This is a genomic window from Brevirhabdus pacifica, from assembly GCF_002797755.1.
Lineage (GTDB): Bacteria > Pseudomonadota > Alphaproteobacteria > Rhodobacterales > Rhodobacteraceae > Brevirhabdus > Brevirhabdus pacifica.
In genome coordinates this window covers 922,596-948,995 of the sequence record NZ_PGFI01000011.1, presented here as the reverse complement: position 1 = coordinate 948,995, position 26,400 = coordinate 922,596, and the positions used below count along the sequence as shown (strand labels likewise).

Below are 26,400 nucleotides of genomic sequence, written 5' to 3'. Positions count from 1 at the left end.
CGCCCAAATCCGACCCCGCCGGCGGGCGGGCGGCCCCCTGCCCGGCCCTTTCACAACCCTGACATGTTGCCTCCGCGCGGGGAGTGGCGGGCCGAAGAACGGAAATTTTCCCCGTGAATCCGCCCGGGTGGCCTCGGCAAAATGAAAATCAGCCGTCTGCTCCCCCACCTTGCCGTGGCGGTTCGATCACAAATCGTCGCGGGCGGAAACTTGCTGGAACCGGGCGCCGCCCTTGCGCCTTGTCTTGACAAATGCCTGTCCGGGCACCGCCGAGCAGACACGGGGTCAACACCGCGACTGCTCGGCGGACCGGGCCGGAGCGGAGCCGCCCCGGCGGCCTCCGCGCCACTCAAACGATGGAGCAGTTGATGATTACCAAACGCCAGTTTCTCGCAGGCCTCGCGGCCGTCCCCTTTTCGGCCGGTGTCGCCCGCGCCCACAAGTCCAAGCCCTTCGTCCTGGAAGACCGTTTCAAGCCCCAGATCGTGCGCGTGAAGGCCGATTACGCCCCCGGCGACATCCTTGTCGTCCCGCAGGAGCATTTCCTTTACCTCGTGACCGAGCCGGGCAAGGCGATCCGCTACGGCGTCGGCGTCGGCAAGGCGGGGCTGGAGTTCAAGGGCTCGGCCGTGATCGAGCGCAAGGCCGAGTGGCCCAGCTGGCGCCCCACCGACGCCATGATCGAACGGGACCCCGACCAGTATGCCCAGTTCGCGGACGGCGTGCCCGGTGGCCCGACCAACCCGCTGGGGTCGCGCGCGCTCTACCTCTACCAGAATGGCATCGACACCTATTACCGCATCCACGGCACCACCCAGCCCAGCTCGATCGGGCGGTCGGTATCGAACGGCTGCATCCGGATGCTGAATTCCCACGTGCAGGACCTTTATGAGCGCGTGCCGCTGGGCACCCGCGTCCACGTCTTCTGATCGCGGGGCGCCACGCCCGAGCCAAGGACACGACTTACGCCCCCGCAGATTGCCTGCGGGGGCGTTCTGGTTTCGGGCAGCTGGTTAACGGGTCACTCTATATAGGTTGAGATCTCGATCAGATTTCGATCCGGATCACGGATGTAGACCGAGGTGATCGGCCCCGTGGCCCCCGTGCGTGCCACCGGCCCCTCCTCGATCTCGACGCGCAGACGTTCCAGGTGGGACACGACCTCGGCGATCGGCGTCGAGGTGACGAGACATAGATCGGCGGATCCAGCGGTCGGGCGCGCGGCCTTCGGCTCGAACTCCTGCCCCAGTTGATGAAGGTTGAATTTCTGGGAGCCGAAGGTCAGCGCCTTGCGCCCCGCGCCGAAGGTCGTCACCCCGAAGCCGAGCACCTCGGAGTAGAAGGCACAGGTCCGCCCGATATCGGCGACGGTAAGCACAAGATGGTCGAGACGGTCGATCGAGATCATGCGGCTTCCCCCATTTCCGGGCCAACGGATACCCGGCTGCGATAGCGCGCCCGCAACGGGGCGGCAATGGGCCCGCGTTGGATCCGCGATGGCCGGGCGGCGCGACGCGCCGGGGTCCTGAAACATCTTCTCGCCCCGCTTTGATTGCCTGTGTAGTGACAGGGCCGCGAAGACGTGCTTGACCAGAGGGAACGACGATCCGGCACCGCCGGCAAGGACCATCTGGAGGCTTTACATGACGATCAGGATCACGCGACCGGCAAGCGGGACAGCCAGGGCAGCAGCGGCGGCGATGGCCTTCGCGGTCGCGCTGGCGGGGATGGCCCTGCCCGGGCGCGTGGATGCAGCCACCTCCGAGACCCACAGCAGCGTCCCCGCCGAAGTGCATCTGATTACTGCGGAAAATGGCGTCGCACCGGGCCGCGAGACGGTTTCCGCCGGGCTTGATGTGCAGCTCAAGGACGGCTGGAAAACCTATTGGCGCTCTCCCGGCGAGGTGGGGATCGCCCCCTCCATCGACTGGGAAGGGTCCGAGAACGTCGAGGGGGTCGAGTTCCTGTGGCCCGCCCCCGACCGCTTTCGCGCCTTCGGGATCGAGAATTTCGGCTACAAGCACGAGGTCGTCTTTCCCCTCAGCGTGACGCTGAAGGAACCGGGCGAGCCGGTGCGGCTGAATGCCTCGGTCAACATGCTGGTCTGTTCCGACGTCTGCGTGCCCGAGAACTTCACCCTGTCGCTGGTCCTGCCCGCGGGCTCGGGCATCGACACCGACGCTGCCGCCCGCATCGCCACCTTCGCGCGCACCGTGCCGGCCGAGGGCGAAGGCACAGGCATCAAGGTCGAGGGTGCCCATGTCGACAATGACGCCAAGACCCTGACTGCCAGCCTGCGCTCCGACACGCCTTTTACCAACCCCGATGTCTTCCCCGAGATGGGGGATCTTGCCTCCTTCGGCACGCCTGACATTCGTCTGGATGACGAGGGGCGCAGCCTCTGGGTCCAGTTCCCGGTTCTTTCCTCCTCCGACGAGCAAAAACCGCTGCAACTGACCGTGGTCGACGGAGAGCGCGCGGCGACCCTGGAGGCGGGCCTTTCGGATGCCCCCCTCGCCCCGCCCTACGAGCAGAAGCAGGCCGCAGTCGGCCTGGGGGAGCTGGCCTGGATCGCGCTGATCGCGCTGATCGGCGGCCTGATCCTCAACGTCATGCCCTGCGTGCTGCCGGTGCTGTCGATCAAGCTCAGCTCGGCTGTGAAGGGCCAGGGGCAAAGCCTATCGCGCATCCGTGGCGGGTTCCTGATGTCGGCCCTGGGCGTGCTGGCCTTCATGTGGGTGCTGGCCACGGCGACGCTGATCGCGCGCTCGGTCGGCCTGTCGGTGGGCTGGGGCCTTCAATTCCAGAACCCGCTGTTCCTGACCGTGATGATCGTGGTGCTGGTGCTGTTCGCCGCCAACCTCTTTGGCGTGTTCGAGATCAACCTGCCCTCTTCGTGGCAGACGCGCATGGCGCGGGCCGATGGTGAGCCGGGCTATGCCGGGGATTTTGCGACGGGGGCCTTCGCAGCCGTGCTGGCGACCCCCTGCTCGGCCCCCTTCCTGGGAACGGCCGTGGCCTTTGCCCTGTCGGGGCGGCCGATGGACATCTTCGTCATCTTCACGGCGCTGGGGGTGGGCCTGGCCCTGCCCTATTTTGCCGTGGCGGCAAAACCGGGGCTGGTGCGCCGCCTGCCCAAGCCGGGCAAGTGGATGCTGCTGGTCAAGGTGGCTCTGGGCGGATTGCTGGCGCTGACGGCGACCTGGCTCTTCTGGGTGCTGGCCGGTGTTGCCGGGCAGCGGGCCGCGATGATCGTGGGCCTGCTTCTTCTGGCGGCGGTGGGTCTGTTGATGATCCGCAAGCTGGGCGCGCTGCGCTGGGGGGCGGTGACGGTGCTGGCGCTGGGTGCGCTGGCGGTGCCGATGGTGATGCAACCGGGCGCCGCCCTCGACGCGCCCGCCGAAAAGACCCAGTGGGTGGCCTTCGACCGGGGCGACATCGCCCGCCGCGTCTCCTCCGGCGAGGTGGTGTTTGTCGACGTGACCGCCGACTGGTGCCTGACCTGCAAGGCCAACAAGGCCCTGGTGATCGAGCGTAATCCGGTCGCCGAGGCCCTGGCCTCGGACGGGGTAACCCCGATGCAGGCCGACTGGACCCGGCCCGACCCCTCGATCTCGCGCTACCTGGAAAGCTTTGGCCGCTTCGGCATCCCCTTCAACGCCGTCTACGGCCCCGGCGCCCCCGAGGGCGTGGTCCTGCCCGAGCTGTTGTCGGCAGATGCCGTCCTCGAGGCGATCGAGAAGGCCGCGCGCAGCAAGGTCGCCACGAACTAGGCCCCCGGGCGCGCCGGGATCGCGGGCGACGGGATGAAAGAAGGGCGGCGCCAACCGGCGCCGCCCTTTCTCGTTCGCAACGAACGCTCCCGCAATCAGGAGACGGTCATCTGCCCCATCATGCCGTTATCCTCGTGTTCGAGGATGTGACAATGGAACATGAAGGGTGTCTGACGGTCAGCCGGACGGTTGAAAGGCACCAGGATCTCGGCCCGTTCGCGCACCAGAACCACGTCCTTCAGGCCGGTTGTGGCGAAATCCATCGCTCTGCCGTCGACGTTCAGCACCTTGAACGAGGTGCCGTGAACGTGGAACGGGTGCGCCATGCCGTCGGTCACCACCTCCCACAGCTCGGTCGTGCCCAGCTTGGCCGCAACGTCGATCCGGCCCATGTCGTAGGGCTTGCCGTTGATCGAGAACGGGCCGGGGCTGTCGCCGCCGCGCCCGCCCATCATGCCCCCCATCATGCCGCCGCCCCCCCTCATGCCGTGCATCATCTCAAGGCTGATGCGGCGGCGGGCGACCGGCTCGGCCATCTCTCCGTTCGGAGCGCCGGGCAGGGTCGCCGGCAGGCTGGTGCGGGCGGCGCGGCGGGCGGGATCGACCTCGAAGCTCATGATCTCGAAGCCGTCGGCGCCGCGGATGTTGTCGGGGCTGCTGCCGCCGCCCATGATCCGGGACATCATGCCCCCCATCATTCCCATCATCGCGTTGTTGTCATCCGCCGACAGCAGACGCGTGCCGCCGGTCGAGAAATCGACCACGATCTCGGCCCGTTCGCCGGGTGCAAGGGTCAGCCGTTCCATCGCGACCGGAGCCTGAAGCAGCCCCCCGTCGCTGGCGACCTGGTGGAACCCGCGCCCGTCCTCGAAGAAAAAATGGTAGATCCGCGCGTTCGAGCCGTTCAGAAGCCGCAGGCGCACAAGCCCGCCGGGCACGCTGGCCACCGGGCGCAGGGCACCGTTGACCAGGATCGCATCGCCCTTCATCCCGTTCATCATCATCATGCCGCCGGAGGAATAGCGCAGGTGCCCCTCGGGGCTGAAATTGCGGTCCTGCACCGCCAGCGGCAGGTCATCGACCCCCAACTCGTCGGGCAGGCCCGGGTCGGGCGCCTCGGGATCCTCGATCAGGAAGAAGCCGGCCAGGCCCTGATAGACCTGCTCCGCCGTCAGCCCGTGGGTATGGCTGTGATACCAGTAGGTGCCGGCGGGCTGATCGATTTCCAGCTCGCGGGTCAGCCCGGCACCGGGGGCGACGGCCATCTGGGGACCGCCGTCCATGCTGCCGGGGATATGCAGCCCGTGCCAATGGGTGGCAACCGGCGCATCAAGGCGGTTGGCAAGCGAGACGCGGGCGGTACCGCCGCGACGGGCCCGCAGGATCGGGCCAAGGTAGTTCTGGCCGTATCCCAGGGTCGTGGCGGCGCTGGCGCCCTCGTAGAAGGCATGAGAGCCCGCGCGCGTCTCAAGCGTGGCGCCCGCCCCCTGGTCGAGGTCCAGCACCGGCGGCAGCGGCAGCGGCTGTCCCCCGGTCGGGGCCGCAATGGCCCGCCCGATGATCGAGGGCGCGAAGGCCAGGCCCGCGGCGGCGACAAGGCCGGCACCGGCGGTCAGTTCGAGGAATGCGCGACGTCTCATGGCAGTCTCCCATTTGCGGGGCGCCTCTGCGAGACGCCCGCAGGTCTTCGATTTCAGGTCGGCTCGGGGTTGCGGCGGGAGCCGAATGTCTCGGCCTGCTCATCCTCGGCCGGGGGGGCGACGGGCACCGAGGGGCCGCGCAGGCGCGGCTCCCCCCGGGCAAGTTCGCGGATGGCGTCATGCTGGCTGAGGAAGACCTTGCCCGTCAGCTCCTCCAGCAGGTGGCTGCGTTTCAGCCGGTCCATCACGGGGCCCTTCACCTCGGACAGGTGGAAGCGCACGTCGCTGGCGGCCAGGCGGGTGTTGATCGCCTCGAGCGATTCAAGCGCGCTCAGGTCGATCTCGTTCACCGCCGGGCACATGAGCACGACGTCCGTCAGTTCGGTGCGATGGGCAACCATGTCGTAAAGCTGATCCTCGAGGTAGCGGGCGTTCGGGAAATATAGGCTTTCGTCCACGCGCAGGGTCAGCACGTTGTCGTGTACAAGCACGTCGTGGCGGCGGATGTTCCGGAAATGCCGGGTGCCCGGCACCTCACCCACCACGGCCATGTGCGGATGGGACGTGCGGTAAAGGTGGTTGAGCAGCGACAGAAGCACGCCCGACATGACACCGATCTCGACCCCGAAGATAAGGGTGGCCAGGATGGTGATCGCGACGGCGGTGAAATCGGCCCGCGAATAGGTCCAGGCCCGGCGCAGGATCGAGAAATCGACCAGGCTCAGGACCGCGACGATGATGGTCGCCGCCAGGGTCGCCTTGGGAAGGTAGTAGACCAGCGGCGTCAGCAGCAGGGCCGCCAGCGCAAGGCCGACGGCGGTATAGGCGCCGGCGGCGGGCGTCTCGGCCCCCGCGTCATAGTTCACGACCGAGCGCGAGAATCCGCCGGTGACGGGAAAGCCACCCGTGAAGGCCGCGCCGATGTTGGCCGCGCCCAGGCCGATAAGCTCCTGGTCGGGGTCGATGCGCTGGCGCTTCTTGGCCGCCAGGGTCTGCGCCACCGAGATCGACTCGACAAAGCCGATGATCGAGATCAGCGCCGCGGGCAGCAGAAGCTGGCTCAGCAAGGCAGGATCGAAGGACGGCATGGTCAGCGGCGGCAGGCTTTGCGGCACCTCGCCCACGATGGCCACGCCCCGGGATTGCAGGTCCAGCCCCCAGGTCGCCAGCGTGGTCGCGGCGATCGCGGCGACGGGGCCGGTCTTGGCCAGGATGTCGGCCATGCGAGGGCCGAGGCCGGCGCGGCGCAGCATCGGCTTCAGACCGCCCCGCACCCAGTAGAGAAAGGCGATGGTCGAGACCCCGATCAGCAGGGTCGGGATGTTGGTGGCGCCCAGCTGGGCAAAGATGCTTCCCAGCAGCTCCAGCAGGTTGTGCCCCTCGGCCTTGATGCCAAGCACGTGTTTCAGCTGGCTGGCCGCGATCAGCAGCCCCGAGGCGGTGATGAAACCCGCGACCACCGGGTGCGACAGGAAATTGGCCAGAAAGCCCAGCCGGAACAGCCCCGTCACAAGCAGCATCGCCCCCGACAGGAACGCCAGCGTCAGCGCGGCCACGGCATAGCCCGCGGTCCCCGAGGCCGCGATGTCCCCGATTGCCGCCGCGGTCATCAGCGAGACGACCGCCACCGGGCCCACGGCCAGCGCCCGGCTGGTGCCGAAGATGGTGTAGAGCACAATGGGCGCGATCGAGGCGTAGATCCCGACCTCGGGCGGCAGCCCGGCCAGCAATGCATAGGCCAGCGATTGCGGGATCAGCATGATCGTCACGATCACCGCCGCCAGCAGGTCGCCGGTCAGGTTGTCACGGTCGTAGTGGCGGCCCCAGTCGAAGACCGGCATGTAGCTTCGCAGGGTGCGCGCCAGTTCTCGGGGCAGTTCCTTGGGGCTCATGGGAAAGGTTTCTCCTTAAGAACATAGCCGTCGACTGGTCGGATCCAGGCGGCGGTCCGAAGGACGGACCTTGCACCGGCGGGGGCGCCGGGCCGAAGGTCGGGGAAATGCCGGACAGGGTGCCAGGCGGGACAAGTGCCGGGGGCCCAGGGGCCGGCGGCGATGGGCCGGGGCGCGGCGGGGGCATGGCGTCTTCGCGCCGCGCCCCCGCCCGGGGTTGTCGTGGTCCGGGCGGGACCCACCAGAGCCGCTCAGAGGGTCTGGGCGGCCTGCGCCAGGGCGTTCGAACGCGCGCCCGAGCGGCAGTAGGCCAGGACCGGCTGCGGCAGCTCGGCCAGCGCGCGGGCGAAACGCTCGGGCAGGTCAGGCTCGGACCGGTCGTGGTGCACCGGGATGTAGCGGGCCTCGATCCCCTGCTCGCGGGCGGCCTGCTCGATCTCGGCGAAGGTGGGCTGTCCGGCTTCTTCACCGTCGGGACGGTTGCAGATGATCGCGCGGATGCCTTCGGCCTTCAGCTCGGGCAGCTGCTCTGGGCGGATCTGGGGGGCGACGTAAAGCTTCTGCCCCTCGCCGGCGTTATCCTGTTGCGTCTGGGTCATCGACTTACTCCTTGGGTATCCTGCGTTGTCTCAAAGCCCGTTCAGGGGCACTTTCAGCATCGGTTTGCCGTCCTTGTCGGTCGGCAGCTCGCCGGCGCGCATGTTCACCTGAAGCGAGGGAATGATCAGGCGCGGCATGGCCAGGGTGGCGTCGCGTTCGGTCCGCATGGCGATGAACTGTTCGCGGGTGGCCCCTGCCCCAACGTGGATGTTGTTGGCGCGTTCCTCGCCGATGGTGGTTTCCCAGGCGATGTCACGCCCGTTCGGTCCATAATCGTGGCACATGAAGAGCCGCATCTCGTCCGGCAGGCTGAGCAGCTTCTGGATCGAGTCGTAGAGAACGCCCGCATCACCGCCGGGGAAGTCCGCCCGGGCCGAACCGCCGTCAGGCATGAAGAGCGTATCGCCCACGAAGGCCGCGTCGCCGATCACATGCACCATGCAGGCCGGGGTGTGGCCGGGGGTGAACATGGCAAAAGCCTCAAGCCCGCCGATCCGGTAGGTGTCGCCATCCTTGAACAGGGCGTCGAACTGGCTGCCGTCGCGCTGGAACTCGGTCCCCTCGTTGAAGACCTTTCCGAAAGTTTCCTGCACGACCATGATCTTCTCGCCGATGCCGATCTTGCCACCCAGCTTTTCCTGGATGTAGGGCGCGGCCGAGAGGTGGTCGGCGTGGACGTGGGTCTCGATGATCCATTCCAGCGTCAGGTTGTTGTCGCGAATGTGCTCGATCATGCGGTCGGCGTGATCGTAGGTGATGCGCCCGGCGGCATAGTCGATGTCCATGACGCTGTCGATCACCGCGCAGGAGGCGCTGTCGGGATCCTTGACGACATAGCTGATCGTGTTCGTCTGCTCGTCAAAGAACGGTGTGACTTCGGGCTTTTGCGCAAGGTTCACGGGATAGTTCATCGTCTCAACTCCTTCGTGCCGGGGGAAAACCCCGTCTTCGGGCCCCCAACCGGCGGTGCCGGACAGGGGTTCCCATCGTCGCACCCGGGCGGTCGGCGGGTATCTCCCGATTGACCTTATGCCCGGCTTGCCTAAATTGTATCAACCGCGTGCGGTCCGCGCAGAGTTATTTCTTGCGGCCTGCAACCGCGACGCCGCCTCCGGGTCGTTCCCGCCGAATCCATTTGGCGGACACCCATTGAACGGCGCTGATTGGAAGATATATGCGCCATGACGAATATTCAATAAGGCGAATACATGAAAGACGATGCAGACCCCCTCGCGGAACATGTCGTCGAGGCCGCTGGCCTCATGGAGATGCTGGCGTCGCCCTCGCGGCTGAAGATCCTGTGCTGCCTGACCGACGGTGAATCCAGCGTCGGTGAGCTGAGCGGCAAGTGCCGCATGGCACAGCCAGCCATGTCCCAGCAACTGCGCCGCCTGCGCGAGGCGGGGCTTGTCACCTCGCGCCGCGAGGCACAGACGATTTACTATTCCCTGTCGGGCCGGGAAGCGAAGGCTGTCCTGGGCCTGCTGCACGACCTGTACTGCAGCCGCCAGTAATCTCTGGCCGTGATGGGTGGCCGTTGATCAAGCGGGTATAACCGCGTGGACCGAAGCCTGCTTTCGCCCATTGCTCTGCCCCCTGCCCCGCAAGCCCCCTGACGGGGCGCGAACGCCTAGGCTGCGGGCGGGGGCGCGGTGGTGGCGCGCAGGACCAATTCGACATCGAACTTGCTGCGCAGCACCTCGTCGGGCCGGTCGCCCGCGATGGTCGCAACCAGGTGACTACCGGCAAGCCCGCCGATCCGCATGGCGGGAATGCGCATGGTGGTCAGCGCCGGCTCCATCTCGGCCGAGCCTGGAAAGTCGCCGATCCCGATGATCGAGATGTCTTGCGGGATCCGCAGGCCCAGCCGGTTCGCCGCGTGGATGGCGCCGTGGGCGATGATGTCGTTGGCGCACAGGATCGCCGTCGGCCTTGGCGAGATCGCAAGCAGGTCCATGCAGGCCTGCTTGGCATGGCCCACGCTATAGGGCGCCTCGGTGCACCAGCCCTTGGGCACCGTAACCCCTGCCGCGTCCAACGCGCCCTGGGCGCCGCGCAGGCGGGCGCGGGCGCGGTCATTTTCACCGATCTGGGGAAAGATCATCCCGATCTTGCGATGCCCCAGCTCGATCAGATGGTTGGCGGTCTGCCAGCCGGCATCGAAATTCTCGGCCCCGATGCACGAGATTCGCGAATCCTCCTCGTAGTTCCAGATCGCGATCGCGGGGATCTCCTGCTGCTCCAGAAGCTGGTAGGTCTCGTCCAAGTGATCCAGGCCGATGATGCCGATCCCGTCCACCCGATGTTCCAGCAGCTTGCGCAGAATCTCGTATTCCTTGCGCAGGTCGAACCCGTGGGTGGAGATCAGGATAGTAAACCCCTCCTCCTCGACGATGTCCGAGAAGGATTGGATCAGTTCGGAGAAGATGGCGTTGTTCACGCTGGGCACGATCAGGCCGATGGTGCCACTGCGCTTTCCGTGCATCGTCTGGGCCGCGCGGTTGCGGATGTAGCCCAGGTCGCGGACCGCCGCGGCGATCGCCTTACGAGTCGCCGGGCGCACCAGCTCGGGGTGGTTGAAGGACCGTGACACGGTCGACGGCGAAACGCCCGCCGCCTTCGCCACGGAAATGATGTCAACCTTAGTACTTTGTTTCCGCATGGCTTTCCCGCTGCGACAAAGGCGACAATGAAAACCTTTGCAAAACTATTTTCATTCCGTAGCCTCTGGCCAAGTCCAAGTCAAGGAGAGCGCCCGGCGCTCAGGGAGGAACGCCTTGGAGTTCATCTATTATTTCGGCGACGTCTTCGCGCCGATGTCTTTCATGCTGTTGCTGATCGGGACGGTCGGGGGGCTTATCCTTGGCGCGACCCCGGGTCTGTCGCCAACAATGGCGGTGGCGCTCCTGATCCCTTTCACGTTCCAGCTTGAGGCCGCGCAGGGTCTGATCCTGCTTGGGGCGGCCTATACCTCGACCGTGGCCGGCGGCGCGGTCAGTGCGATCCTGCTCAAGATCCCCGGCGCCCCCGCCAACATCGCCACCACCCTCGACGGCCACGAGATGGCCCGCCGTGGCAAGGGCGCGCGCGCCCTGCAACTGTCGTTCCTGGCCTCGGCCGTGGGAGGGGTGATCGGCGTGCTGCTGCTGATCTTCCTGACGCCGGTCCTGTCGCAATGGGCGCTGGCCTTCGGCCCCTCGCACCTGTTCTGGCTGGCGATCCTGGGTGTCACGATCATCGGCTCGCTGGAATCGCGCTCGGTCGTGAAGGGATTGCTGTCGGGCTGCATCGGGATGTGGCTGGCGACGATCGGTTTCGACGACATCATGGGCGCCCAGCGTTTCATCTTCCACCCGGCCCTGGGCGGCGGCGTCAACATCATCGCCGCGCTGATCGGCATCTTTGCCATCCCGCAGGTCCTGAACATGTTCGCCAAGGGCCGCAACGATCCCAATGTCGAGGTGATCCATGTCCAGAAAAGCCCCCTGCGCGAGGCGGTGGTCGAGCTTTTCTCGAAATCGCGCGCGCTGGTCATCGGCACGGTCACCGGCTCGTTCATCGGGTTGATCCCGGGTGTCGGCGGCCAGATCGCGGGCCTTGTCGCCTATGACCAAAGCCGCAAGATGTCCTCGACCCCCGAGAAGTTCGGCACCGGCCATTCCGAGGGCGTGATCGCCGCCGAGGCCGCCAACAACGCCATGGTCGGCCCCTCGCTGGTGCCGCTGCTGACCCTGTCGATCCCCGGCAGCCCCACCGCCGCCGTTCTGCTGGGGGGCCTTCTGATCCACGGGATCTTCCCCGGCTCGGACCTCTTCGACAACTATCCCGATGTGGCCTGGACCTTCATCAACTCGATGCTGGTGGGCCAGATCCTGATGTGCATCTTCGGTCTTTACGTGGCCGGGCTTGCCGCCCGGGTGGCGCAGGTGCCGCAATCGGTGATGGCCGCCATCGTGCTGGGCCTTGCGGTCTATGGCTCCTACTCGGTGCAAAGCTCGATGGGCGATGTCTATGTCATGGCCTCGCTGGGCATCATGATGTTCTTTCTGGAAAAGTTCGGCTATTCGGCGGCGCCGCTGGTGCTGGGCCTGATCCTGGGCCCCATCGCCGAGGCCAACTTCATCCAGGGCACGATGATCGCCGACGCAGGCGACGGGCGCATGGGCTATTTCTTCACCGGCACGCTCAACATTGTCCTGATCGCTATCGTGGTGCTGTCGGTGGCCTATTCCGCCTTCATGGAACTGCGCGCCCGGCGTCAGATGCAACAGACGGAGGCCCTGGCATGAGCCGTATACAGCATATCCTGCCCTCGGGGCTGATCCTGGCCGTGGGCATCTGGGTGGCCTGGATCAGCTTCACCCGCGAGCCGGCGGGCGCCTTCCTGTTCCCGCGGCTGATCTCGGCCGCATTCGTGGCCTTGGCGGCCTGGACCTTCGGCAAGGCGGTCCTGGGCAAGTCGCGGGTCGGCACGGGCCTTTCGGCCGAGCTGGTGCGCAACCTGTTGCCCGGGCTGATCGTCGCCGGCATCTACATCTTCTGGGCGGCGCAGGCGCTGGGTTTCTACACCGCCACCACGATCACCTTCTTCGTTCTTCTGTCGCTTTACGACCCGGCCCCCCACGGGCAGCCCTCGACCTGGGTCAAGCGCGCGATCATCACGGCCGGGTACATGGCCGTCATGTATGGTCTCTTCGCCCTTCTGCTGAAGGCCTATACCCCGCGGGAGATCCTGTTCTGACGCGCCGCGTCGGACATCCCGGTCAACGAACCGGACCACATCAATTCAGGGAGGATTGAAAATGAAGAAACTTCTTGCCGCACTGGCACTCACCACCGCCACCCTTGCGGGCGGCGCGGCCCAGGCCGAAGGCTACCCCGACCGGCCCATCATGATGATGGTGTCCTACGGCGCCGGCGGCGCCACCGATTTCCAGGCCCGCATCGTCACCATGACCGCGGGCAACGATGATGCGCTTGGCGTGCCGATTGCCATCATCAACAAGCCGGGCGCCGGCGGGCGCGTGGGCTGGAACTGGCTGGCCACCCAGGCCGAGGCCGACGGCTACACCCTTGGCGCCTACAACGTGCCCCACTTCATCGCCCAGTCGATCCAGGGCGGTGTCCAATATGACGCCGACAGCTTCGAGCCCATCGCCAACTGGGGCGCCGATCCGGCCGTCTTCGTGGTCAAGGCCGACAGCGAATTCAACTCGATGCAGGACGTGATCGACTTTGCCAAGGAAAACCCAGGCAAGTTCACCTATTCCGGCGCGGGTCTTTTCGTCGGTCACCACATCGCGGCCCTTCAGATCGAGAAGGCCGCTGACGTGAAGATGGCCTACATTCCCAACAACGCGGGCGGTGCCGGGGCCATGAAGGCCGTGATCGGCGGCGACGTGATGGGCGGCGTCAACAACCTGTCCGACGCCTTCCGCGCGGCCGAGGCCGGCAACATCAAGATCCTTGGCGTCGCCGACCTGGAGCGCAGCGAGTTCCTGCCCGACGTGCCCACCATGAAGGAACAGGGGCTGGACGTGGACGACGCCTCGGTCAACTTCCGCGGCGTGATGGTGCCCAAGGGTACCCCGCAGGAAGCCATCGACAAGCTGGCCGCCTTGGTCCCCGAGATGTTCAAGAACGACCGCATCGCCAAGAAGATGAAGGACGGCGGCTCGCCCATGAAAGTCATGAACCGCGAAGAGGTTCAGGCCATGTGGGCCAAGCGCCAGGAAACGCTCAAGGAGCTTCTGGCCGGCCTCTGATCCGACCCTTCGGGGCCGGGCGGCACCGCGTCGCCCGGCCCTCTCTCTCCCCCTCCTCTACTCAGCCGAATGGATGGAAAAATGACCGCTCAGGACGAGATTCTGCTAGTCGATGAAATCGTTGCCAAAGCCCGCGCGGCCCAGGCCGATTACGAGGCCCACGGCTCCCAGGAGCTCTACGACAAGGCCGCTCTCGCCGCGGCCTGGGCGATCATGGAGCCCGAGCGCAACCGCCAGATGGCCGAGCTTGCGGTCCAGACGACCGGCATCGGCAACGTCGCCGACAAGATCACCAAGAACCACCGCAAGACCCTTGGCCTGATGCGCGATCTTCAGGAGGCCCGCACCTTCGGCGTGGTGCGCGAGGACCCCGAGAAGGGCATTACCGAGATTGCCCGGCCCATCGGCGTGATCGGCGCGGTCGTGCCCTCGACCAACCCGGTGGCGACGCCCGCCAACAACATCATCAACGCCCTGAAGGGCGGCAACGCGATCATCCTGTCGCCCTCGCCCAAGGGCGTGCCAAGCTGCGAGGCGCTGCTGGGCCACATCCATGACGAGTTCGACAAGATCGGCCTCAACCACGACCTGGTCCAGATGTTGCCGCCCCCCGGCTCCAAAGCAAAGACCCAGCGCCTGCTCGAGGCTTCGGACCTGGTGATCGTGACCGGGAGCCAGGACAACGTCCGCCGCGCCTATACCAGCGGCACCCCCGCCATCGGCGTCGGCGCTGGCAACGTGACCGTGATCGTGGACGAGACCGCCGACCTGGCCGCCGCCGCCGAGAAGATCGCGGCCTCCAAGACATTTGACAACGCCACCTCCTGCTCGTCCGAGAACGCGCTGGTCGTGGTCGATGCTATCTATGATGATTTCATCGCCGAGATCGCCCGCCAGGGCGGCGCCCTCATCCCCGAGGAACGCGCCTCCGAGGTCACCGACCGGCTGTGGGTCGACGGCAAGCTCAACCGCCAGGTCATGGCCCAGGACGCCGACGTGATGCTGGGCGCGCTGGACATGGCCGACAAGGTGCCTCAGGGCACGCGGTTCCTTCTGGTCGAGACCATGGGCATCGGCCCGGGCCACCCGCTGTCGGGCGAGAAGCTGTCGCGCATCGCGGCGATCTACCGGGCCCGGGATTTCGACGATGCCGCCGAAATCGCCTCCCGCGTTCTCGAACACCAGGGCGCCGGCCACTCGATCGGTCTGCACAGCGCCGATGACGCCCGCGCTCGGCGCTTGGGCGAAACGGTCCCCACCTGCCGGGTCATCGTCAACCAGGCCCATTGCTTCGCGACGGGTGGGTCGTTCAACAACGGCATGCCCTTCTCGCTTTCGATGGGTTGCGGAAGCTGGGGCGGCAACTCGATCGACGACAACCTACACTGGAAGCATTTCATCCAGACCACCAAGATCGTTCGTGAAATTCCGCCCGTCGAACCCACGGTGGAGGACATCTTCGGCACCTATTTCGCGCAGACCCGCGGCTGATCGGAGGGCCCGAGATGCAGTTCCAATTCGACGAGGCCACCCCGCCCGAAGGCACGGTGCGCGACTGGGTCGATTACCGCGCCGACACGAGCGGCGAGGCGATCAGCCACCTGTTCCCCGGCAGCGACGCGGCCCCCCTGACCTGGGCCGAGCTGCGCGAGGGCGCCCGCGCCGTCGCGGCCCGGCTGACGGGGCTGGGCGTGGCCCGGGGCGAAAGCGTGGCCCTGATGATGCCCAACGGCCGCCCGGCGGTCCTGTGCCTGATGGGCGCCCTTTACGGCGGCTTCCGCATGACGGCGATCAACCTGGTTGCCGGCGCCGAGGCCGTGGGATACGCCCTCTCCCATTCCGAGGCGCGGTTCGCCTTCGTTGCCGAAGGCCAGGAAGACCTGTTCACCGACGCGGGCCGGGCCCATGCCAACACGGTCACCGCGATCCCCGTCGGCACCGCAGGCACAATCGACTGGCCCGCGGGGACGGCGGCCAAGCTGCATCCGGTTGCCCCCGATGACCACGCGCTTTTGATGTATACCTCGGGCACCACGGGCCGGCCCAAGGGCGTGATCCACACCCAGGCCAGCCTGCTGGCCGGGGGCTGGACGCCCACGGTCGCGCATCGGCTGGATGCCGACGACCGGGCGCTTTGCGTGCTGCCGATCTATCATATCAACGGGCTTTGCGTGACGGTGATGGGGCCGCTGGTTTCCGGCGGATCCGTGGCCATGTGCGCCCGCTTCTCGGCCAGCCGTTTCTGGCAGGATGTCGAGCGCACGGGCGCGACCTGGTTCTCGGTGGTTCCGACGATCATCTCGCACCTGCTGCACGGGCCCCACGATCCGTCGGGCCAGGCGCGCGCCCGGCTGCGATTTGGCCGCTCGGCCTCCTCGGCGCTGGCGCCCGAGGTCCAGACCGGGTTCGAGACCCGCTTCGGGGTGCCGATCGTCGAGACGATGGGTCTTACCGAGACTGCCGCGCAAATCCTGTCGAACCCCCTGCCCCCCGGCCTCCGCAAGATCGGCTCTCCGGGGATCGCCTACGGCAACGAGGTCGCCATCCTGGACGAGCGCCTGCGCCCCATCGGCCCCGGGGTCGAGGGAGAGGTCGCGGTGCGCGGCCCCAACGTGATGCACACATATTTCAAGAACGAGGAGGCCACCGGCCAGGCCCTGACGCCGACCGGCTGGCTGCGCACCGGCGACCTGGGCCGCATCGACGAAGACGGCTATGTCTTCATCACCGGCCGCCTGAAGGAGTTGATAATCAAGGGGGGCGAGAATATCGCCCCGCGCGAGATCGACGAGGCGCTTTATGCCCATGCCGACGTGGTCGAGGCCGCAGCTTTCGCCCGTCCCTGCCAAAGCTACGGCGAAAGGGTCGAGGCCGCCGTGCGCCTGCGCGAAGGCTCCACCGTCGCCCCCGGAGAGCTGATCGAGCTGTGCCGCGCGCGTCTGGGCGCCTTCAAATGTCCCGACCAAATTCACATCATGGATGACCTTCCCAAAGGTCCGTCTGGCAAGATACAACGTCTCAAACTCGCCTCAATGACCCAGGTCGCCCAAAGCGCCTGAACCGTCCCCTAAAACCGAGCTACCAAGGAATATCCCGATGAAAATGACGACCGAAGAAGCCTTTGTGAAAGTCCTCCAGATGCACGGCATCGAACATGCCTTCGGCATCATCGGCTCTGCCATGATGCCGGTGTCGGACCTTTTCCCCCAGGCCGGCATCACCTTCTGGGATTGCGCCCATGAGTGCAGCGCCGGCTACATGGCCGACGGCTTCACCCGCGCCACCGGCGAAATGTCGATGATGATCGCCCAGAACGGCCCCGGCATCACCAACTTCGTCACCGCCGTCAAGACCGCCTACTGGAACCACACGCCGCTGCTGCTGGTGACGCCGCAGGCCGCCAACAAGACCATCGGTCAGGGCGGTTTCCAGGAAGTCGAGCAGATGAAGCTCTTCGAAGACATGGTCGCCTATCAGGAAGAGGTTCGCGACCCCTCGCGCCTTGCCGAGGTTCTGAACCGCGTGATCCAGCAGGCCAAGCGCGCCTCGGCCCCGGCGCAGATCAACATCCCCCGCGACTACTGGACCCAAGTGATCGACATCGAGCTGCCGGCGATCGTCGAGTTCGAGCGTCCTTCGGGCGGTGAGACGGCGATCGACCAGGCCGCCAAGCTGCTGTCCGAGGCCAAGTTCCCCGTCATCCTGAACGGCGCGGGCGTGGTGCTGGCAGGCGGCATCGACGCATCGGCCAAGCTGGCCGAGGCGCTGTCGGCCCCGGTCTGCTGTGGCTATCAGCACAACGACGCCTTCCCCGGCAACCATCCGCTCTTCGCCGGCCCCTTGGGCTACAACGGCTCGAAGGCGGGAATGGAGCTGATCTCGAAGGCCGATGTGGTGCTGGCACTGGGCACCCGTCTCAACCCCTTCTCGACCCTGCCCGGCTATGGCATCGATTACTGGCCCCAGGACGCAAAGGTCATTCAGGTCGACATCAACCCCGACCGTATCGGCCTGACCAAGAAGGTCACCGTCGGCATCGTCGGCGACGCCAGGAAAGTGGCCGAGCAGCTTCTGAAGAAGCTGGCGGACGGCGCCGGCGACCAGGGCCGCAAGGAGCGCGAGGACACCATCGCCCAGACCAAGTCCCGCTGGCTGCAGGAGCTTTCGTCGATGGACCACGAGGACGACGATCCCGGCACCACCTGGAACGAGCGGGCCCGCAACCGTGAACCCGACCGCATGAGCCCCCGCATGGCCTGGCGCGCGATCCAGTCCGCCCTGCCCGAGAACGCGATCATCAGCTCGGACATCGGCAACAACTGCGCCATCGGCAACGCCTATCCGTCGTTCACCGAGGGCCGCAAATATCTGGCCCCCGGCCTGTTCGGCCCCTGCGGTTATGGCTTCCCGGCCATCGTCGGTGCCAAGATCGGCAAGCCCGACGTGCCCGTGGTGGGTTTTGCCGGCGACGGCGCCTTCGGCATCTCGATGAACGAGATGACGGCGGTGGGTCGCGGCGACTGGCCCGCGGTCACGATGGTCATCTTCCGCAACTACCAGTGGGGCGCCGAAAAGCGGAACACCACCCTGTGGTATGACGACAATTTCGTCGGCACCGAGCTGGACCAGGACGTCTCCTACGCCGGTATCGCGCGGGCTTGTGGGCTGGAAGGCGTGGCCGTGACCTCGATGGACGATCTGCGCGCCGCACTCGACAAGGCGATCGAGGCGCAGATGAAGGACAACAAGACCACCTTCATCGAGATCATCCTGAACCAGGAACTGGGCGAGCCCTTCCGCCGTGACGCGATGAAGAAGCCTGTCGCGGTGGCCGGCATCAACCGCGACGACATGCGCAAGGCCTCTTCGACCGCTGCAGAGTAGGACCCACCGGTTGTTACCGCCTGAACGCCTGATGAAAAGCGCGGCGCGATCGTCCCGGACGATCGCGCTTAGCGAAGGCGCGGATCCCCGCATCGTCCAGGCGGCGCTGGAAGCGCGTCGTCTGGGCCTTGCGCGGCTTATCCTTGTGGGCGACGGCGACGAGGTTCGCGCCCAACTGAAGGCCCATGGCTACGACGGGCAGGACGGGGACGGGATCGCCATCCAAGATCCGGCAAGTTCGCCCCATGCCGACGACATGGCGCAGGCCTATTACCGGCTGCGCCAGCACAAGGGCGTCACCCTTGATCAGGCCGCGAAACAGGCCCGCGATCCGCATATCTACGCCGCCCTTCTGGTGCGCGAGGGGCTGGCCGACGGCACTCTTGGCGGTGCCGTGGTGCCCACCGCCGAGGTGGTGCGCAACGCGTTGCAGATCATCGGCCGCGCCCCCGGCAGCAAGATGGTCTCGAGCTTTTTTCTGATGATGTTCGACGCCCCCCACCACCCCCGCAAGGGCGCCCATGTCTTTGCCGACGGCGGGCTGGTGATCGACCCCGATGCCGACGAGATGGCCCAGATCGCGCTGGCCTCGGCCGACTCGTTCCGGGCCATGACCGGGCAGGAGCCGCGCGTCGCCATGCTGTCCTTTTCGACCCACGGCAGCGCCAAGCACGCCGATGTCACCAAGGTCGCCGAGGCCACGGCGCTGGTCCGCGCCGCCCGGCCCGACCTGATCGTCGATGGCGAGATTCAGTTCGACGCCGCCATCATCCCCGAGATCGCGCAGGCCAAGGCCCCTGAGAGCCCCCTGCAAGGCGCGGCCAATGTCTTTGTCTTTCCTGATCTCAACTCGGGCAACATCGGCTACAAGATCGCCCAGCGCATCGGCGGGGCCACCGCCATCGGCCCCATCCTGCAGGGGCTGGCAGCCCCCGCCAACGACCTGTCGCGCGGCTGCAGCGCCTCGGACGTGCTGCACATGATCGCCGTCACCGCCTCGCAGGCCAATGCGCTGCGCGATGCCGCCTCCGAAACACCAGCCGGCCCCGACGCCGAAGTGGAAAAGACCTGATGACACAGCCAGCCCTTGATACCTCGCCCCCGGTCTCGGACGAAATCCGCAAGACGACCTGCTACATGTGCGCCTGCCGCTGCGGCATCAACGTGCACCTGAAAGGCGGCAAGCTGGCCTATATCGAGGGCAACCGTGACCACCCGGTCAACCGCGGCGTGCTGTGCGCCAAGGGCTCGGCCGGGATCATGCAGGCGCTGGCACCGTCGCGTCTGCGGGCCCCGCTGAAGCGCACCGGCCCCCGCGGCTCTGGCGAGTTCGAGGAGATCTCGTGGGAAGAGGCGCTGAGCCTGGCCACCGACTGGCTCGCCCCGGTCCGCGCCAAGGACCCGTCGAAGCTGGCGTTCTTCACCGGGCGCGATCAGTCGCAATCCTTCACCTCGATGTGGGCGCAGGGGTTCGGCACGCCGAACTATGCCGCCCACGGGGGGTTCTGTTCGGTCAACATGGCGGCGGCCGGCATCTACACGATGGGCGGCGCCTTCTGGGAATTCGGTCAGCCCGACTGGGACCGCACCAAGCTTTTCATGATCTTCGGCGTGGCCGAGGATCACGACAGCAATCCGATCAAGATCGGTCTGGGCAAGCTGAAGGCACGCGGGGCAAAGGTGATCGGCGTCAATCCCGTCCGCTCGGGCTATAACGCCATCGCCGACGAGTGGGTCGGCATCACCCCCGGCACCGACGGTCTGTTCATCCTGTCGCTGGTCCATTGCCTTATCAAGGCGGGCAAGGTCGATCTGGAGTATCTGGGCCGCTTCACCAACGCCCCCGTGCTGGTGAACGAGGATCCGAACTCGGACGAATTCGGCATGTTCCTGCGCGGCGAGGATGGCGAGCCGCTGGTCATCGACCGCGCCACCGGCAAGCCCGCCGGCGTGCTGGCCGAGGGGGTTCAGCCCGATCTGGCCGGGCAGTTGCGCCGCGCCGGCGTCACCCATCGCACCGTCTTCCAGCAGATGGCCGAACGCTATCTCAGCGAGGATTACGCCCCCGAGGCCGTCGCCGCCCGCTGTGGCCTGACACCCGCCCGCATTCGTCGCATCGCCGCCGAGCTGGCCCGCGTGGCCTTTGACGAGGCGATCGTCATCGACCAGCCCTGGACCGATTTCCGGGGCAAGCGCCACGAGAAGATGACCGGACGCCCCGTCAGCTTTCACGCCATGCGCGGCATCTCGGCCCATTCCAACGGCTTCCAGACCGCGCGGGCGCTGCATGTGCTGCAGATCCTGCTGGGCTCGGTCGAGGTGCCGGGCGGGTTCCGGTTCAAGCCGCCCTACCCCAAGCCGTCGTGGGCACACCCCAAGCCCCATTGCAAATCCACGCCCGGTCAGGCGCTGGACGGCCCGCACCTTGGCTTCGTACAGGGCCCCGAGGATCTGGCGCTGGACGATCAGGGCCAGCCCGCCCGCATCGACAAGGCCTTCACATGGGAAAACCCGATGTCGGCCCACGGGCTGATGCATATGGTGATCTCGAACGCCCACGCGGGCGATCCCTACAAGATCGACACGCTGTTCATGTATATGGCCAACATGTCGTGGAACTCGTCCATGAACACGCGCGGCGTGCATGACATGCTGACCGATCAGGACGAGAACGGCGATTACGTGATCCCGCGGATCATCTATTCCGATGCCTATTCGTCGGAAATGGTGGCCTATGCCGATCTGGTGCTGCCCGACACGACCTACCTTGAGCGGCACGACTGCATCAGCCTGCTGGACCGCCCGATCTGCGAGGCCGACGCCGTCGCCGACGCCATCCGCTGGCCGGTGATCGAGCCTGACCGCGACGTGCGCGGTTTCCAGTCGGTGCTGGTGGATCTGGGTGCGCGTCTTGGCCTGCCCGGTTTCGTCAACGACGACGGCAGCGCCAAGTATCGTGATTATGCCGATTACATCACCAACCACATCCGCCGCCCCGGCGTCGGCCCGCTGGCCGGCTGGCGCGGCAAGGACGAACAAGGTGCAGGGCGTGGCGAGCCGAACCCAGACCAGCTGGACCGCTATATCGAGAACGGCGGCTTCTGGATGGAACATGTCCCCGAGGAAGCCGCGTTCTACAAACCCTGGAATACCGCCTATCAGGACTGGGCCGTCGAAAAGGGCTTTTTCGACAAGCCCGCGCCCTATCTTTTCCAGCTTTACGTCGAGCCGATGCGCAAGTTCCAGCGTGCCGCCGAAGGGCTGGGCGAACGTCAGCCCCCCGATCACCTGCGCGACCGTCTGAAACAGACGATGGACCCGCTGCCGATCTGGTATCCGCCCGAGGCGATGGGCACCGGCAACTTCAGCCCCTCGCAATCCGACGAGGATGCCGAGTACCCCATCCACGCCCTGTCGCAACGCCCGATGGCGATGTATCATTCCTGGGGCTCGCAGAACGCATGGCTGCGCCAGATCCACGGGCGCAACCCGCTTTACGTGCCAACCGATATCTGGGTGGCCAACGGCTTTGCCGAAGGCGACTGGGCGCAGGTCAGCTCTCCGCACGGGGCGATCACGGTGCCTGTGGCGCATATGGCGGCCCTCAACCCCCACACGGTCTGGACGTGGAACGCCATCGGCAAGCGCAAGGGCGCATGGGCACTGGACAATGACGCGCCCGAGGCGACCAAGGGCTTCTTGCTGAACCACATCATCCACGAGCTGCTGCCGCCCAAGGGCGACGGGCTGCGCTGGGCCAACTCTGACCCGGTGACGGGTCAGGCCGCGTGGTTCGACCTGCGCGTGCGCATCGAGAAGGTGCCCGCCCCGGCCGAGGCGCAGCCGGTGCTGCCGCCCATCGCCTCGCCGGTGGGACGCGGCCCGGACGTGGTGCGCCAGAAGGTGCGGCAGGACTGATGGACATGCGCATTTCCCGGAAAAATGCCCCGCGCCCCGGCGCCGGGCCTGTCAGAAATACGAACCCAAGAGGTGCAATGTGACCTCCCTCCCCTCTCAACCCTCGCTCAAGAAGATGGGTCTGGTGATCGACCTCGACACCTGTGTTGGCTGTCATGCCTGCGTCGTGGCCTGCAAGGGCTGGAACACCGAGAACTACGGCGCGCCCTTGGCCGACAAGGACGCCTATGGCGCCGAGCCGGTGGGATCTTTCCTGAACCGCATCCATTCCTATGAGGTGACACCCGAGGTCGGCCCGGCCCAGACCGTGCATTTCCCCAAGTCCTGCCTGCATTGTGAGGACGCGCCCTGCGTCACCGTCTGTCCCACCGGGGCCAGCTACAAGCGGGTCGAGGACGGGATCGTGCTGGTCAACGAAAGCGACTGCATCGGCTGCGGCCTCTGCGCCTGGGCCTGCCCCTATGGCGCGCGCGAGATGGACCCGGTTGAGAAGGTGATGAAGAAATGCACCCTCTGCGTCGACCGGATCTACAACGACAACCTGCCCGAGGTGGATCAAGTGCCTGCCTGCGTGCGCACCTGCCCCGCCGGCGCGCGGCATTTCGGCGATCTGGGCGATGCGGAGAGCGACGTGTCGAAACTGGTGGCCGAGCGTGGCGGCTTTGACCTGATGCCCGAGCAGGGCACCAAGCCCGTCAACCAATACCTGCCCCCCCGCCCCCGCGACGCCTGGGTCGCCGAGGAAGACGACGACACCCAGATCGACGTGCTGGCCCCCTTCCTGGCCCCGGTGGCCGAAGAGCCCAAGGGTTTCTTCGGCTGGCTCGACAAGGCACTCGAAAGGCTCTGACATGCATCCCGCACCTTCAATCATCCTCTTCACGGTCCTGTCCGGCCTGGGCTTTGGCCTGCTGTTCTTTCTGGGGCTGGACATGCCGCCGGTTTCGGGCTGGACAGCCTTCTGGTTTCTGGTGATCGCCTACGTGCTGGCGGTCGGGGGGCTTCTGGCCTCGACCTTTCACCTGGGCCACCCCGAGCGGGCGCTGAAATCCTTCACCCAGTGGCGCAGCTCTTGGCTGTCCCGCGAGGGCTGGGCCTCGGTGGCGACGCTGCTTGTCATGGGCGCCTGGGGCGGGCTGGTGGTGTTCTTCGACACCGACATCCTGCCGCTTGGCTGGTTGGGGGCGGTTCTGTCGCTGATCACGGTCGGCGCCACCTCGATGATCTACACCCAGCTGCGCACGGTGCCGCGGTGGAACCACTGGCACACGCCGGCGCTTTTCCTGCTCAGCGCGCTATCGGGTGGCGCCCTGTTGGCCGGGCAGGTCACGCTGGCCATCGTCCTGCTGATCGCAACCGGCCTTTTCCAGATCTGGGCCTGGCACGCGGGCGACCGCCGTTTCGCCGCGCGCGGCCACACGGTTTCCAGCGCGACGGGTCTTGGCCGCCCCGGCTTCGTGCGCCTTTTCGAGCCGCCGCACACAGGCTCGAACTACCTCACGCGCGAGATGGTCTTCACCGTCGCCCGGCGCCATGTGGCCAAGCTTCGGCTGATCGGGCTGGGGCTGTTTTCGGTCCTGCCGGTGGTGCTGTTGCTGCTGCCATTCAACCATTTCATCGCGCTGGGGGCTGTGCTGTCCCACGTGGCGGGGGCGTTCGTTCTGCGCTGGCTGTTCTTCGCCCAGGCCGAGCATGTGGTGGGCCTCTACTACGGGCGCCGCGACCCGGCCGGGATCGCCGCCTGAGATCTACCTGAAGGTCTACTGAACGCCTGACCCATCCCGCCGGCACAGCCCGCGCGGGACGGGGGCCAAGTAGCGCCCCGACCCTCCCCTCACCCAAGACCACGCCGCCGAAACGAAAAGCGGGGGCCGCCTGCGCGACCCCCGCCGTTGGTTTGCGCTCAACTGACGCCCCTCAGGACGTCGCGACCTTGCCCTGGCCGCGTGTCGCCCAGGCCAGCACCGCCAGCAGGATGAAGACGCCCAGCGAGACCCAGGTCCACACCGGATCGACGGTCATGCCCACGAAGGCCGCCAGGGACGCCACAGCGAAGCCCAGCCGCTCCAGCCCCGACAGATGCCGGAAGAGGTATCCGTAGGAGGCCGTCGACAGCGCCCACTGGATATAAAGCACCTCGGCGATCGCGGGGATCACCGCCCAACTGAAGGACGGGAAGGTCATCAGCTCGGGCGAGTAGACGAAGGCGAAGGGGATGACGAAGGTGGTCAGCGCGATCTTCATGGAATCCTTCGCCGTCCCCAGGAACGAGGCATCCGCCAGCTTGGCCGCCGCCAGGACGCTGACCGCCACCGGCGGCGTCAGGGTCGAGAAGACCGCGAAGTAAAAGACGAAGAAATGCGCCTGAAGCGGCGGAATGCCGATCTGCTGCATGAAGGGCACCAGTGCCAGTGCGACGATGATGTAGGCCACCGGCGTCGGCAGCCCCATGCCCAGCACCAGCGACACCGCCATCGCGCCCAGCAGCATCAGGATCTGGCTGTCGGGCAGATACTGGATCAGCATGATGCCCAGCCGCCCCGAGAGGTTGGTGGTCAGCATGATCTGGCCCAGCGGCCCCACCGCCACCAGCAGCAGCGACAGGATCGCGACCAGGGTCAGCCCCTCTTCGATCGCCTCGTAAAGCTTGGCAAGCGTCGGGCGATACCTGCCCTGGAAGAGGCACAGGACCAGCGCCAGCACGATCCCCGCAAGCCCCGCAATCGCCGGAGAGCGGTAGCCAAGCAGCAGCCACAGCACCACGCCGAAGGAAATGACGAAGGTCGGCGTCAGCCGGTAGATGATCGCGGTGTCGACCTTGGCCACCAGCTTGGGCAGCCGGTTGCGGTTGGCATAGACGATGACCGCGATGGTCACCCCCGTCAGGTAGAGAAGGCCGGGGTACATCCCCGACAGCGCCACGTCGATGTAGGGCAGGTTCAGGAACGAGGCGATGATGAAGGCCGCAAGCCCCATCACCGGCGGCATGATCTGTCCCGCGGTCGAGGCCGTCGCCTCGATCGAGCCCGCCATCGTGCCGGAATAGCCGAACTTCTTCATCATCGGGATCGTCAGCCGACCGGTCAGCACCACGTTGGACACCGCCTGCCCCATGATTGAGGCCACGATGCCCGATCCGATGATCGCAGGACCAGCGGCGCCGCCCGGCACCTTGCGCCCGGTCAGCTTGCCGACCTCGAGCACCATGTCCAGCATCCCGATCCCCAGCAGGATCGCGGCGTAGATGATCAGGAAATAGACCGAGTCGGCGGCCACCTGCGCCAGATAGTAGAACCCCTGGTTCGTGCCCAGCCCGATGTAGTTCATGATGAACCCGGTGTCGTAGCGCGGGGTCTGGAACAGCGGGTTGTCGATCTGGTAGCCGAAGAAGAAATAGACGATCGAGATGGCGATGATGCTGGTCAGCAGCAGGCCCCAATGGATCAGGGTCAGCGCCAGGATCGAGAACATCATCATCCAGCCGACGATCATGTCGGTATCCGAGAAGAAGGGCTGTGTCGTCTCAAGCGCCACCGCGTTGAGGCGCACGTATCCCATCGCCAGCGTCGCCACGATCAGCGAGGCGGCGGCAAAGGCCAGGCGCGGCCAGAACATGGGCCGCACCGCACCGGCGATGCGTTCGTCGCACAGGTTGCGCACGGCCAGCAGGCCGGACATCACCACCACGCCGAGGATGAAGTTGGAATAATGCTCCGACGAGTTGCGCACGAAGCCGAACGCCGAGAAGGCGATGTAGACCGTCAGCAGCCCGCCGACCGCCAGGAAGGCGATGTCCACGGTCCTGCGCGTGATGTTCCATAAAGTCATGAGCCACCTGAATGGGAAAAAGCGTGGCACCGCGGGCGGGTGCCCCTGCCCTGATACGGGCCTGTTATGGATTGGGGGGGCGGGCGTGTCTTATCCACCC

At 66.4% G+C, this 26,400-nt stretch carries 20 protein-coding genes; 13 read left to right on the top strand and 7 right to left on the bottom strand.

Features of this window, described 5'->3' with window-relative positions:
* Positions 1-368 precede the first annotated feature (368 nt).
* Positions 369-929 (top strand): L,D-transpeptidase, encoded by a 561-nt coding sequence (locus tag CLV77_RS04660; RefSeq protein ID WP_197685758.1) that lies wholly within the window; start codon positions 369-371, stop codon positions 927-929.
* Between the two features lie 92 nt (positions 930-1,021).
* Here the strand turns inward: CLV77_RS04660 and CLV77_RS04655 are convergent, their stop codons facing one another.
* Positions 1,022-1,408, bottom strand: coding sequence for a VOC family protein (locus CLV77_RS04655; RefSeq protein WP_076979049.1), 387 nt, complete (start codon positions 1,406-1,408; stop codon positions 1,022-1,024).
* Positions 1,409-1,643: 235 nt separating this feature from the next.
* On the opposite strand from CLV77_RS04655, the gene CLV77_RS04650 reads away from it, so the two are divergent.
* Positions 1,644-3,773 carry a protein-disulfide reductase DsbD family protein gene (locus CLV77_RS04650; protein WP_233128051.1) on the top strand — a complete coding sequence of 710 codons (2,130 nt, stop codon included), beginning with the start codon at positions 1,644-1,646 and terminating at the stop codon, positions 3,771-3,773.
* Positions 3,774-3,868: 95 nt separating this feature from the next.
* Here CLV77_RS04650 and CLV77_RS04645 read toward each other — a convergent pair whose 3' ends face one another.
* The 4 genes from CLV77_RS04645 to CLV77_RS04630 form a co-directional block, all read right to left on the bottom strand.
* Positions 3,869-5,413, bottom strand: coding sequence for a multicopper oxidase family protein (locus tag CLV77_RS04645; RefSeq protein ID WP_143815102.1), 1,545 nt, complete (start codon positions 5,411-5,413; stop codon positions 3,869-3,871).
* Positions 5,414-5,466: 53 nt separating this feature from the next.
* Positions 5,467-7,305, bottom strand: coding sequence for a SulP family inorganic anion transporter (locus CLV77_RS04640; RefSeq protein ID WP_083707678.1), 1,839 nt, complete (start codon positions 7,303-7,305; stop codon positions 5,467-5,469).
* Between the two features lie 251 nt (positions 7,306-7,556).
* Positions 7,557-7,904 (bottom strand): protein tyrosine phosphatase family protein, encoded by a 348-nt coding sequence (locus CLV77_RS04635; RefSeq protein ID WP_076979051.1) that lies wholly within the window; start codon positions 7,902-7,904, stop codon positions 7,557-7,559.
* A 30-nt stretch (positions 7,905-7,934) separates the two neighbouring features.
* On the bottom strand, positions 7,935-8,816 hold the full coding sequence (locus CLV77_RS04630; protein ID WP_076979052.1) for an MBL fold metallo-hydrolase: 882 nt from the start codon (positions 8,814-8,816) through the stop codon (positions 7,935-7,937).
* A gap of 297 nt (positions 8,817-9,113) precedes the next feature.
* Here CLV77_RS04630 and CLV77_RS04625 point away from each other — a divergent pair, with 297 nt between their 5' ends.
* Positions 9,114-9,419, top strand: coding sequence for an ArsR/SmtB family transcription factor (locus tag CLV77_RS04625; protein ID WP_076979053.1), 306 nt, complete (start codon positions 9,114-9,116; stop codon positions 9,417-9,419).
* A gap of 116 nt (positions 9,420-9,535) precedes the next feature.
* On the opposite strand, the gene CLV77_RS04620 is transcribed toward CLV77_RS04625, so the two are convergent.
* The gene (locus CLV77_RS04620; RefSeq protein WP_076979054.1) at positions 9,536-10,567 is read right to left on the bottom strand and encodes a LacI family DNA-binding transcriptional regulator; all 1,032 of its coding nucleotides are present in this window, start codon (positions 10,565-10,567) and stop codon (positions 9,536-9,538) included.
* 115 nt (positions 10,568-10,682) lie between these two features.
* On the opposite strand from CLV77_RS04620, the gene CLV77_RS04615 reads away from it, so the two are divergent.
* The 10 genes from CLV77_RS04615 (at position 10,683) to CLV77_RS04570 (ending at position 24,217) form a co-directional block, all read left to right on the top strand.
* The gene (locus tag CLV77_RS04615; RefSeq protein ID WP_076979055.1) at positions 10,683-12,194 is read left to right on the top strand and encodes a tripartite tricarboxylate transporter permease; all 1,512 of its coding nucleotides are present in this window, start codon (positions 10,683-10,685) and stop codon (positions 12,192-12,194) included.
* Positions 12,191-12,646 (top strand): tripartite tricarboxylate transporter TctB family protein, encoded by a 456-nt coding sequence (locus tag CLV77_RS04610; protein WP_076979056.1) that lies wholly within the window; start codon positions 12,191-12,193, stop codon positions 12,644-12,646. The genes CLV77_RS04615 and CLV77_RS04610 overlap by 4 nt, the downstream gene beginning before the upstream one ends.
* Before the next feature lie 61 nt (positions 12,647-12,707).
* On the top strand, positions 12,708-13,670 hold the full coding sequence (locus CLV77_RS04605; RefSeq protein ID WP_076979057.1) for a tripartite tricarboxylate transporter substrate binding protein: 963 nt from the start codon (positions 12,708-12,710) through the stop codon (positions 13,668-13,670).
* Positions 13,671-13,751: 81 nt separating this feature from the next.
* Entirely contained in the window at positions 13,752-15,161 is a 1,410-nt protein-coding gene (sauS, locus tag CLV77_RS04600; protein ID WP_076979058.1) for an acylating sulfoacetaldehyde dehydrogenase, read from the top strand.
* A gap of 14 nt (positions 15,162-15,175) precedes the next feature.
* Positions 15,176-16,729, top strand: coding sequence for an AMP-binding protein (locus CLV77_RS04595; protein ID WP_076979059.1), 1,554 nt, complete (start codon positions 15,176-15,178; stop codon positions 16,727-16,729).
* 37 nt (positions 16,730-16,766) lie between these two features.
* Positions 16,767-18,554: a sulfoacetaldehyde acetyltransferase gene (gene xsc, locus CLV77_RS04590; RefSeq protein ID WP_076979060.1), complete on the top strand. Its 1,788-nt coding sequence runs from the start codon at positions 16,767-16,769 to the stop codon at positions 18,552-18,554.
* 31 nt (positions 18,555-18,585) lie between these two features.
* On the top strand, positions 18,586-19,626 hold the full coding sequence (pta, locus tag CLV77_RS04585; protein WP_076979061.1) for a phosphate acetyltransferase: 1,041 nt from the start codon (positions 18,586-18,588) through the stop codon (positions 19,624-19,626).
* Positions 19,626-22,472, top strand: a complete 2,847-nt coding sequence (locus CLV77_RS04580) for a molybdopterin oxidoreductase family protein (protein WP_076979062.1) — start codon at positions 19,626-19,628, stop codon at positions 22,470-22,472. The genes pta and CLV77_RS04580 overlap by 1 nt, the downstream gene beginning before the upstream one ends.
* A 79-nt stretch (positions 22,473-22,551) precedes the next feature.
* Positions 22,552-23,322 (top strand): 4Fe-4S dicluster domain-containing protein, encoded by a 771-nt coding sequence (locus CLV77_RS04575; protein ID WP_076979063.1) that lies wholly within the window; start codon positions 22,552-22,554, stop codon positions 23,320-23,322.
* A gap of 1 nt (position 23,323) precedes the next feature.
* Complete coding sequence (locus tag CLV77_RS04570; RefSeq protein ID WP_076979064.1) at positions 23,324-24,217, top strand: dimethyl sulfoxide reductase anchor subunit family protein; 894 nt, start codon at positions 23,324-23,326, stop codon at positions 24,215-24,217.
* A gap of 172 nt (positions 24,218-24,389) precedes the next feature.
* On the opposite strand, the gene CLV77_RS04565 is transcribed toward CLV77_RS04570, so the two are convergent.
* Positions 24,390-26,300, bottom strand: a complete 1,911-nt coding sequence (locus tag CLV77_RS04565; protein WP_083707679.1) for a TRAP transporter permease — start codon at positions 26,298-26,300, stop codon at positions 24,390-24,392.
* Positions 26,301-26,400 lie beyond the last annotated feature (100 nt).

Bases quoted from the DNA above. Each gene is read 5' to 3' on its own strand.
- CLV77_RS04660 (WP_197685758.1), top strand. From the start codon at position 369: ATGATTACCAAACGCCAGTTTCTCGCAGGCCTCGCGGCCGTCCCCTTT.
- CLV77_RS04655 (WP_076979049.1), bottom strand. From the start codon at position 1,408: ATGATCTCGATCGACCGTCTCGACCATCTTGTGCTTACCGTCGCCGAT.
- CLV77_RS04650 (WP_233128051.1), top strand. From the start codon at position 1,644: ATGACGATCAGGATCACGCGACCGGCAAGCGGGACAGCCAGGGCAGCA.
- CLV77_RS04645 (WP_143815102.1), bottom strand. From the start codon at position 5,413: ATGAGACGTCGCGCATTCCTCGAACTGACCGCCGGTGCCGGCCTTGTC.
- CLV77_RS04640 (WP_083707678.1), bottom strand. From the start codon at position 7,305: ATGAGCCCCAAGGAACTGCCCCGAGAACTGGCGCGCACCCTGCGAAGC.
- CLV77_RS04635 (WP_076979051.1), bottom strand. From the start codon at position 7,904: ATGACCCAGACGCAACAGGATAACGCCGGCGAGGGGCAGAAGCTTTAC.
- CLV77_RS04630 (WP_076979052.1), bottom strand. From the start codon at position 8,816: ATGAACTATCCCGTGAACCTTGCGCAAAAGCCCGAAGTCACACCGTTC.
- CLV77_RS04625 (WP_076979053.1), top strand. From the start codon at position 9,114: ATGAAAGACGATGCAGACCCCCTCGCGGAACATGTCGTCGAGGCCGCT.
- CLV77_RS04620 (WP_076979054.1), bottom strand. From the start codon at position 10,567: ATGCGGAAACAAAGTACTAAGGTTGACATCATTTCCGTGGCGAAGGCG.
- CLV77_RS04610 (WP_076979056.1), top strand. From the start codon at position 12,191: ATGAGCCGTATACAGCATATCCTGCCCTCGGGGCTGATCCTGGCCGTG.
- CLV77_RS04605 (WP_076979057.1), top strand. From the start codon at position 12,708: ATGAAGAAACTTCTTGCCGCACTGGCACTCACCACCGCCACCCTTGCG.
- sauS (WP_076979058.1), top strand. From the start codon at position 13,752: ATGACCGCTCAGGACGAGATTCTGCTAGTCGATGAAATCGTTGCCAAA.
- CLV77_RS04595 (WP_076979059.1), top strand. From the start codon at position 15,176: ATGCAGTTCCAATTCGACGAGGCCACCCCGCCCGAAGGCACGGTGCGC.
- xsc (WP_076979060.1), top strand. From the start codon at position 16,767: ATGAAAATGACGACCGAAGAAGCCTTTGTGAAAGTCCTCCAGATGCAC.
- pta (WP_076979061.1), top strand. From the start codon at position 18,586: ATGAAAAGCGCGGCGCGATCGTCCCGGACGATCGCGCTTAGCGAAGGC.
- CLV77_RS04580 (WP_076979062.1), top strand. From the start codon at position 19,626: ATGACACAGCCAGCCCTTGATACCTCGCCCCCGGTCTCGGACGAAATC.
- CLV77_RS04570 (WP_076979064.1), top strand. From the start codon at position 23,324: ATGCATCCCGCACCTTCAATCATCCTCTTCACGGTCCTGTCCGGCCTG.
- CLV77_RS04565 (WP_083707679.1), bottom strand. From the start codon at position 26,300: ATGACTTTATGGAACATCACGCGCAGGACCGTGGACATCGCCTTCCTG.